This is a genomic window from Streptomyces sp. CB02980 (assembly GCF_014451325.2).
Classification (GTDB): Bacteria; Actinomycetota; Actinomycetes; order Streptomycetales; family Streptomycetaceae; genus Streptomyces.
Window position 1 is genome coordinate 41,608 of record NZ_JACSCH020000032.1, and the last position, 10,770, is coordinate 52,377.

A 10,770-nucleotide genomic window follows, 5' to 3' on the forward strand; every position below is an offset into this window, starting at 1 on the left:
CCGACATCCAGCCGCGCTGACCACTCCCCGCCCTCCGCCCGCCGAATCAGCCGCGCGGTCGGCGGCGGGAAGCTCCGTGGCCACTCAGTGCGGCGCACGCATCACCCGCAGGGCGCATAGCCCACCCAGCCCGGGTCCACTCCGGTGCGACGCGGCTGCCGGCCGAGGAAGGTGGGCATGCACCTGGCCCCTTCCTGCACCAGGCAATGTCGTCACTCCAGCGCAACCGACCGACGGCTTCCCACGGCCCGTGAAGCCATGTGACTTGTCGTCAGAGAAGGCAATGCCGACTCCCCAGCTCACCGACGACGAACGCAACGCCCTGCCGGGGCCGTTGCCGGCCACCGCCTGCCTCCCTTGAGCCGGCACAGGGCGCGGTGTACGCCTCGTCCGCATGGGTGCGGTCGGAACGGACGCGCGGCCGGCCCGTCCGAACAGACGCGAGGCACGCGGACCTTCTCCAGGAGGATCGAAGCTGCGGCGTGCCGCCATGCTGCCGACCACCAGCGAGCCGGATTCGTCCTGCCGTTCCTTGCCACATCTGCTCATACGTGCCCGTCTCCATTCTGGAGAACGCCTTGCCGATCCGAACCTGGTGCCTCTGGGCGGCGCACTCCTCCGTCGGGGTCAGCGGCAGGGGGCCCACCAGGACAGGCATGGTGGTGTCGGGGGCCGGTGCCGATGTGACGTGGCCTGCGGAGTTGAGGACTTTCGGTTCGCAGCTCTGCGCGATGAGGGCGGCCAACTCCAGGAACTGTGCCTCGGCTTCGGGGGTTCTCGCCACGACGGTGACCGCCCGGGCAGTTCGCACGGCGACGATGCGGGGGGCTACGTGGACGCCAGGGCTGCGAGCCGAGACGACGGAGGTGACAGCGGGCGCGGAGGCGTGGGTGGTGGCGGCGTAGGCGCTCTGCGGGCCGGCGGACACCGGCCGCCTGAGTAGTCGTACTCATTCCGCCCGAGCATCGACTCGACCGCCGCCCGCCGGACGGACCAGACCCCCGTAGCCGGATCGTTACCCCATGGGCCGCCCTTGTCCAGAAAGCCTGTACGAACGACCCGGCTCGCAATCTACCGTTCGGTAATACAGGGGGCGGGGGTCGTCGGACGACCCGTGCTTCGGGGACGTCCGGCGGTACGGGGGCTCTTTGATGACTGTCCAGCACGTAGTCCGCAGGCGGACGGGTGTGACCATCCTCCTGGCCATGGTGCTCACCATGTCCGGGCTGACCTCGCCCGGACTGTTACCCAGCGCCGCCGCGACGGTGCCGGACGCCGGGTCGGCCGTCACCGGGCCGGAGGGGCCGGAGGGCACGTCGTTCAACCCGAACCAGATCAAGGACATCAAGGCGGCCGACCCCGGTTCCGGGGTGAACCTGGTCGAGGCGCCCTCGGCGAACAACAGCGGTGACGCGCGGTTGTCGTACCCGCTGGAGGTGCCGAAGGGCCGCGCGGGCCTGGAGCCGAGTCTGGCCGTCACCTACAACTCCTCGGGGACGAACGGGTGGCTCGGCGTCGGCTGGGACCTAGCCACCCCGATGGTCACGGTCGACACACGGTGGGGCGTGCCGCGCTACGACGCCGGACTGGAGACCGAGACCTACCTGCTCAACGGCGAGCAGCTGACCCCAGTGGCGCACCGGAGCGCGTTGCAGGCGCGCACTGCGGAGAAGGTGTTCCACTCCCGAGTGGAGGGCTCGTTCGACCGGATCGTGCGCCACGGCGACAGCCCCACGAACTACTGGTGGGAGGTCACCGACAAGCAGGGTGTCCGGACGCTCTTCGGCGGCACGGCCGACAGCACGCTGGCCGACGGCTCGGGTCGCGTCGCCACCTGGGCGGCGCGGGAGATCCGCGACGGCAACGACAACGTCCTGCGCTACCGGTACGTCAAGGTGGCTGACGGCGGCACGGCGGGCTCCACGGTGCCGGGCAGCGAGCTGTACCCGCAGAAGATCACCTACACCGGCCACGGCGACACCGACGGCAGGTACTCGGTGACGTTCGTCCGGGACCGTGAGCGCGGCGAGCCCCGCCGGGCGGACGTACGGATCGACGCCAGGTACGGGTTCAAGAAGGTCACCGCCGACCTGCTGCGGCGCGTCGAGGTCAAGCTGGACGACCAGCTGATCCGCGCCTACGAGCTGAACTACCGGACCGGCGCGTTCGCCAAGACGCTGCTCACCTCGGTGTCGCAGTTCAGCGAGAGCAACAAGCTGTTCAACACCCACACGTTCGACTACTTCGACGAGGTACGCGACCAGTCGGGCAACTACAACGCCTTCGCCGACGCGGCGGGTTGGTCGGTGCCGGACGACGACCTCGGGGTGAACATCCGCGAGGGCGAGGCCAGCGCGATCTCGGCGAACACATCGGCCGGCTTCGGCGCGCACCTGTTCGCGGGCTACAACGTGCAGGGGCTGCCGACCAAGGAGGGCTCCGTCGGGTTGAAGGTCGGGTTCAGCGCGGGCCAGTCCGACGGCCTGTCGGCGCTGGCCGATGTGAACGGCGACAACCTGCCGGACAAGGTGTTCCGCAAGAACAAGGACGTGTTCTACCGTCCCAATCTGGCCACACCGGGCGGTGAGCCGAAGTTCGGCGACACTCCGATCAAGCTCCCCCACCTCCCGGGAATCTCGACCGAGCGCACGCTGTCCGGCACCATCGGCGTCGAGTCGTACGTCCTCACCACCTCGGCCCAGCTGGACTTCGTGGGCACCACGACCACCTCGGACCGGTTCTTCAGCGACGTCAACGGCGACGGCATAGCCGACCTGGTGAACAACGGCGGTGTGCTCTTCGGCTACCTGGATGCGAATGGGCAACCCGCGTACAGCGCGGACTCCACCCGCACCCCGGTGCCGATCGAGGGCGGCGCGGTGACCGGCGAGATCGTCGGCGATCAGACAGCGCAGTTCAACCAGCAGGTGGACAATTCGCCACTCCTTGACACGGTGCGCCGCTGGGTCGCGCCGTTCGACGGCAACGTCCGCGTGGACGGCGGCGTGCAGCTGACGCAGGACCCCTCCCCGGCTCGGGCGGCCTACACCAAGGCCGACGGCGTGCGGGTCACCATCCAGCACAAGGACGCCGAGCTCTGGGCGCAGCGGATCGGCCCCGACGACCACACCGAGTTCACGCCGGGCAACGTGGCGTCGATCCCGGTGAAGAAGGGCGACGCGCTCTACTTCCGCACACAGTCCATTCTGGACGGCAAGTACGACACCGTGGCGTGGGACCCGGCGATCACCTACACCAACCTGCCGGCCGGCGCGGACGCGAACGGGTTGGCGAACACCGTGTTCCGCGCGTCGTCCGACTTCACCTTCGGCGGCCGGCCGTCCTTGGTGACCGTGCCGGTGAACGGCACGTTGCGGCTGACCGGTGACGTGGTCAAGAACAAGGCGACCTCGGACGACGTGACCGTCGTGATCGAGAAGGGCAACGGCGTCCACCCCGGCACGGAGGTGTTCCGCAAGGTCCTGCCCGCCGCGTCGACCGGCACCTCCGCAATCGACGTGAGCATTCCGGTCAAGACGTTCGAGAAGATGTCGTGGAAGCTGAAGACCGACTCCCCGATCGACGCCTCCGCGGTGAGCTGGGAGCCCAAGGCGCACTACACGGCCGCGCAGGGGGTCGAATCGGTCGTCGACGCCGCAGGCGAACCCACGCTGGTGATCACCCCGCCGTACGACATGAACATGTTCCCGGCGGACACCCTCACCGCGCCGCAGCAGTCCTACAAGGCGACCAAGACCGGCCAGTTGAAGGTGCGGCCGAAGGTCTCCTTCAACTTCAACCTCCTCGGTGACGCCAAGATCGCGCTCACGGTGAAGAAGCGCGGCGGACAGCTGCTCGGCAAACGCGTCTTCCAAGCCAAGGACACCTCCCCCTTCGGTGGCCCGAACCTGGACCTGACCGTGCCGGTCACCGCCGGCGACGATCTCTACATCGACTACTCCACGACGGAGACCGGACTGCTCGGCCTGCTCGTCGAGCAGTCCGCGTCGGTCACCTATGACGTGACCTCGAGCTGGCCGACCTTCACCCCGGCGCCCAGCGCCATGCACGCCTCCGTCGGGCAGGGCGCATTCGCCCAGCCCTACCGCGGCTGGGGTGTGATCGGCTACCAGGGCAACCGCGACCGCGCCACCCAACCGCTCAAGCAGGCCGAACTCACGCTGGATCAGAGCTTCAAGAACGCGCTTCCCAAGGAGCCCAAGGAAGCAGACGTCGCGCCTTTCGCCGCGAATCCCCGGCTCACCATGCCACGCCTTGCGGTGTTCGCCCCCGTTCCCGCCATGGGCGGCTGGGCCGCTCAGGACGAGTCCTCCTGGGTCACCCCCGCGATGGCGACCAGTTCCCGCCTCGGCGCGGACACCATCGACATCGTCACCGACGCCGACGTGGCGGGCGACCGGGCGGTGATGCGCCGCGGTGTCACCGGCCAGGTGTCGGCCACCCTCGCGGCCGGCCCGTTCGGCGGCACCGTAGTCGGCGGGATCACCGCGGGTTCGGTCGACTACCTCGACCTCAACGGCGACAGCTACCCCGACGTCGTGGGCGCCAAGGAGATCCAGTTCTCCGACATGACCGGCGCGCTCGGCGCCACGCGTGGCACCCTCGGCGGCAACGTCCGCGAGGCGGACAACGTCTCCGGCAACGTGTCGTACTCCGCGGGCAGCGAGTCCGCCACCATCGCCAGCGCCCTGGGCATGGCCGCGCCCGACGCGGGCACCAGCGCCAACACCGCCACCACCGGCGCGGTCCAACCGTCGCTCGGCATCGGCGGCAGCCTCGGCGGCGGCGAGTCCGACGTCCGCGTCGACCTGCTCGACATCAACGGGGACGGGCTGCCGGACAAGGTGTTCGGCAACGGCGACGCCCAGTTGAACCTCGGCTACTCCTTCGCGGCCCGCGAACCCTGGTCGGCCGGACCGATCAACGACGCGTCCACCCGCAACGTCGGAGTCAACCTCGGGTTCAACGTCGACCGCTACGGTTTCGCGGGCGGCGTCTCCGCCGAGCTGGGAACCTCGTTCACCAACGCGAGCATGATGGACGTCAACGGCGACGGCCTCACCGACCGGGTCTTCACCGACGGAGCCAACCCGATCAAGGTCGCGGTCAACACCGGCACCAGTTTCGCCGCGCCCGCCCCCTTCCGCGGCAGCTTCCCCGAGATCGCCATCGACAAGAACGCCAGTCTCGGCGGGGGCGTCTACTTCACCGTCGGCCTGCCCACTCCCGTCGGCGTCTTCGTCTTCAACCCCGGCGTCAACGCGTCCACCGGCATCAGCAGAGCCGAAACCAGCCTGCGCGACGTCAACGGCGACGGCCTCGCCGACCACGTCAAGTCCACCCGGGACAACGAACTCCTCGTCGCGGTCAACAAGACCGGTCGCACCAACCTGCTGCGCTCGGTCAGCCGGCCGATGGGCGCCCGTATCGACCTGGACTACACCCGAACGGGCAACACCGCCGCCATGCCGGAGAGCCGCTGGGTGCTGTCCCGCACGTCGGTGTTCGACGGGCTCGCGGGAGATGGCGCCGACACCCGGCTGACCACCTTCCGCTACGAGCAGGGCCGCTACGACCGGTTGGAGCGTGAGTTCCTCGGCTTCGGCCGCGTGGTGACCGAGAACCGCGACACCGGTACGGACAACGCCATTCTCCGCACGGTGACCGACGAGTACCGCACCGACGGATACGTGAGCCGCGGCCTGCTCACCCGCACGCTGACCGAGGACGGCGCCGGCCGCCCGTACCGCGAGACACTCAACACCTACCGGCTGCTCGACACCTCCACGGGCGAGGCAGCCGACCCGAAGAGCCGCACCGCCACCGTCTTCCCGCAGCTCACCCACATCGAGGAAAAGCACTACGAAGGCACGGCCGCCGCAGGGAAGTCCACATTCACCGACCTTTCCTACGACGAGTACGGCAACGTCACCCGCACCTTCGCCACGGGCGACGAGGGCACTGCGGACGACCTGGAGACCACGTACGCGTACAGCGGCTCCGACACACAGTGCCGCGGCCGGAACCTCGTCGGCACCGCCAACGCGATACGGCAGAAGGCCGCGGCCACCGGCACGCTCCTCCGCCACCGCGAATCCGCCGTCGACTGCGCGACCGGCACCGTGCATCAGGTACGCGAGTACCTCGACGACGACACCCCGGCCGTCTCCGACCTGACGTACCACCCGGACGGGAACCTGAAATCGGTGACCGGTCCGGCCAACGCGAAGGGGCAGCGGTACAGGCTGGAGTACGGCTACGACAGCACCGTCGGCGTACACGTCGAGTCCGTCGAGGACAGCTTCGGCTACCGCTCGTCCACGGCGTACAACCTCAAGTACGGCCAGCCCGAGCGGAACACCGACCACAACGGCCAGCCGCTCCAGATGTCCTACGACAGCGTCGGCCGGCTCGACAAGGTGACCGGGCCGTATGAGAAGGACGGCGACCAGGCCACGATCACCTTCGGCTACCACCCCGAGGCGACCGTCCCGTACGCCACGACCAAGCACCTCGACCGTGCCGCCTCAGGTGTGCGCGACGACACCATCGACACCGTCACGTTCAGCGACGGCCTGGGGCGTGTCCTGCAGACCAAGAAGGACGCCTCGGTGTCCGCCTCGCCCGGGGCCACCCCGTCCCAGGTGATGACGGTCTCCGGGCGGCTGAAGTTCGACTCCTTCGGCCGCGCCGTGGAGAAGTACTACCCGGTGACCGAGGACAAGGGAGCCGCAAACAGCACGTTCAACGCCTCCTTCGACTCCGTGACACCCACTAAGGACACCTTCGACGTCCTGGACCGGTCGGTCAGGACGGTGCAACCGGACGGCGTCACCACCAGCACCGTCTACGGCTTCGGCGAGGACCGGGCGGGCACGACCCGCTTCGAGCGGACAGTGACCGACGGCAACGGCAAGGAGCGCCGCACCTACACCGACGTCTGGGGTGCCACTACCTCGGTGAAGGAGTTCAACGGCTCCTCGGAGATCTGGACCAGCTACGCGTACGACCCCACAGGTCAGGTCACGACGATCACCGACGACAAGAACAACGTCACGCGCGCCGGCTACGACGCACTGGGACGCCGCATTTCGTTCGACAGCCCGGACGCCGGGCGTTCCGAGACCCGCTACGACCTCGCTGGGAACGTCACGTCGAAGATCACCGCGAACCTGCGGGCAGCGGACAAGGCCGTCGAGTACGACTACGAGTACTCGCGGCTGAAGGCCATCCGCTACCCGACATTCCCGGACAACAACATCTCCTATGAGTACGGAGCCCCCGGCGCGCCGGACAACGCGGCCTCGCGCGTCACCGAGGTCCACGACGCGGCGGGAACGGTGCAGCGCGCGTACGGGGCGCTGGGCGAGGTGATCAAGGAGACCCGCACGATCACTGCGGTCCGCGACGCCCCGCGCACCTACACCACCGCATGGCGCTACGACGCCTTCAACCGCGCGCTGCAGATGACCTATCCCGACGGCGAGGTCCTGACCTACGACTACGACTCGGGCGGCCAGGTCAGCCGGGCCACCGGATCCAAAAACGGCACCAGCTACACGTACCTGGACCGGCTCGACTACGACAAATTCGGGCAGAAGATTCTCCAGCAGACCGGGAACGGGGTCCGCACCACCTACAGCTACGACACCGAGGACCGCCGACTCGGAGCACTGAAGTCCGTGGCCCCGGGCGGAACCGCGTTCCAGAACCTGGGCTACACGTACGACAAGATCGGCAACATCACCTCGCTGGCCAACAACGCGCCGCAAGGCGGGGACATCGGCGGTCCGAGCAGCCAGACCTACGGATACGACGACCAGTACCGGCTCACCTCCGCATCCGGCCAGTACACGGACAAGAACAACGCGGTCAACACGTACACGCTGAGCCTGGGCTACGACTCGATCCACAACACCACGAGCAAGTCGCAGACCCACGAGGTCACCGGCGGCACTCCGGCCTTCCCGGTCGGAGGCGGCGGAGCCGGGCCGATCGAACCGGTCGAGGACCCGTCCAACCCGGGCGACGTCCAGGACCGGACGACGTACGACTACACATACGCCTATGACGGAGCCAGGCCGCATGCCCCGACCAAGGTCGGTCCGATCGACCATGCCTACGACGCCAACGGCAACCTGACGAGCACGGTCAACACGGCCGTCGCCGACAAGCGCCGGCAGTACGTGTGGGACGAGGAGAACCGCCTCGTCTGCAACCAGGACACAGCGACCGGCACCCTCACTCAGGATCCGAGCGGCTGCGCCGGCGCCACCGTCTCCTACGTCTACGACGACAAGGGCGACCGCCTCGTCAAGCGGAGCGACGACGGGCTCTCGCTCTACCCGAACCGGTACTACAGCGAACGCGACACCACCGGCTACAAGCACGTCTTCGTCGGCGACAGCCGGGTGACGACCAAGACCGTCGCGACCACCGGTGCCGAGGACACTCAGCAGTTCTTCCACGCCGACCACATCGGCTCCTCCGGCTACGTCACCGACAGGCAGGGCAAGGTCACCGAGCACCTGGAGTACTTCCCGTACGGGGAGACCTGGGTGGAGGAACGGACCGGACAGGCGGACACGCCCTACCAGTTCACCGGCAAGGAACTCGACGTAGAGACCGGGCTCTACTACTACGGAGCCCGCTACTACAACCCACGGACCCAGCTCTGGGCGAGCACCGACCCGGCGCTTCCCGACTACCTCGACGGGGGCATGGCGGGCGGCATCGCCGAGCCGCGCAACCTCGCCGCCTACACCTACACCCACAACAATCCGGTCAAGCTCACCGACCCGACCGGCAAGTGGCCGAAGATGCCGTCCTGGAAGACGATCGGCCACACCACCCTCGACGTCGTCGGCATGGTCCCGGTCGTCGGTGAGGTCGCCGACCTGGGCAATGCGGGCTGGTACGCCGCGGAAGGCGACTACGTCAACGCCGGCCTCTCAGCCGCCTCGGCCATCCCGGGCGCGGGCTACGCGGCGAACGCCGCCAAGTACGGCAACAAGGCACTCGACGCCACACAGGCCGCCAAGACCGCCAACAACGCCGCCGATGCGGCAACGACGGCCAAAGCGGCCGACACCGCACCCGTACCGAAGGCGGCAGACAGCCCTCCCGCACCAAAACCGGCCGACAGCGGACCCGCCCCCAAGGCCGCCGACAACGGGGCGGGGAGCTGCGGCACCGGCAACAGCTTCACCCCGGGCACCGGGGTCATGATGGCCGACGGCAACCACAAGGCCATAGAACAGGTGCGCGTCGGCGACAAGGTCACCGCCACCGACCCGGTGACCGGCGAAACCGGGCCGCGCACGGTCACCGCGCTCATCACCGGTGAGGGCGAGAAGAATCTGGTCGAGATCACCGTCACCAACCCCGGCAGACATCCGGGCAAGGTCGTCGCGACGGACAACCACCCGTTCTGGGCACCCGAACTCGGCAAATGGCTCTACGCCAAGGAAATACTCCCCGGCACACTCCTACAGACCGGCAACGGCTCCTACACCCAGGTGAGCGCCGTGCGTGCGTGGACCCAGCACAAGCGGGTCCACAACCTCACGGTCGACGACCTGCACACCTACTACGTGCTGGCGGGGGCTACCCAGGTCCTGGTTCACAACAGCAGCTGTGGCGACGTCGGTCTGGGGTCGGGCGAAGGATCTGCTGACGCCTTGAAGTCTTTCACCTCACCGAAGCCGGAGACTGAGTTCGTCTTCGACTCCGACGCCGGAAGGTTTCTGGCGGGAGATCGTGAACGAATTCCCGGAGGCCTCAGTCCCCACGAGCAACTGGCAGAACACGCGGGGATGGACAGAGGGACAGTGCTGGGTGGCACACTCTTCCGAGATAACGGCCTCCTGGTGTTCACGGAAAACAGTGGTCACTATGGTCACAGATGGACGGATGCTGCACGCCAGCAGTTCCAGAAGTTCATGGGCGATCACGGGATTGAATTCGACTACAGGCCATGGGGTTGAGATGGGAAACTGGACTCCAGTGGTGTACCGGGGGGACGGGGCGTGGATTGGGGTCATGCCCGATGGCCGGATCGGCGTAGGCGTGGAGTCAGAAGGTCGGTCCTCGCTTGAGGGATCAGGATTCGTTCCCATGTGGCCGTATTTGGAGCGTGACCTCTCTGCGTGCTTGGCCGATTTTTCCCGATCGTGGGATCATCTCGGTCAGGGTGGCGTTCCAACCCCTGAGAAGCTCATCGAAATGACAGTGGAGACGGCGTGGAAGTCCGGCCGGCCATACTGGATGGAGCTAGCCGCAATGTGGGCTACCGAGATGGCTCAGCGACGGGATTTTGACCAAGAGGCCGTTCGGACACTCCTCCTTGACATAGCTGATTCGGAGGCGCTGCCGCCAGAACTGCGGGATCAAGCTCGGGGCGCTGGCAGGTGAGCGGACCGGAACCCGAAGGGCCACCAAAACGGGATTGATCATCCCTGAACGCGTCTCGAAGCCATTGCTTCATCAGAAGATCTGAAGCCCCACCAGATGCGACTGGTGGGGCTTCAGGGGCGTTTGACCACAGGAGTTGACGGCGACGTAGATCGTTGGTGATGGTGGCCCGTAGCCGTCGCCAGCGCCTGACTCGGCTTGGGTCGGGCTGCTTCCGAGCGCGGTGCCGAGGATTTCCTTGCCCAGTCGCCGTGTGATGCCGGTGCCTCGAACGGGCATACTCCCCGCGACCCGGCGCGCGCCCCGCACGCCCGTGCCCGCGCCCGGCAGGGAGGA

The 10,770-nt window shown here is 67.8% G+C and carries 2 protein-coding genes; one reads left to right on the forward strand and one right to left on the reverse strand.

The features are described from left to right. Positions 1-1,187: 1,187 nt before the first annotated feature. Complete coding sequence (locus tag E0F75_RS38605) at positions 1,188-10,007, forward strand: SpvB/TcaC N-terminal domain-containing protein (protein ID WP_229315687.1); 8,820 nt, start codon at positions 1,188-1,190, stop codon at positions 10,005-10,007. A gap of 499 nt (positions 10,008-10,506) precedes the next feature. On the opposite strand, the gene E0F75_RS38610 is transcribed toward E0F75_RS38605, so the two are convergent. Next, positions 10,507-10,770, reverse strand: a 264-nt coding sequence (locus E0F75_RS38610; RefSeq protein ID WP_229315688.1) for a hypothetical protein, incomplete at its 5' end; no start/stop codon positions are given.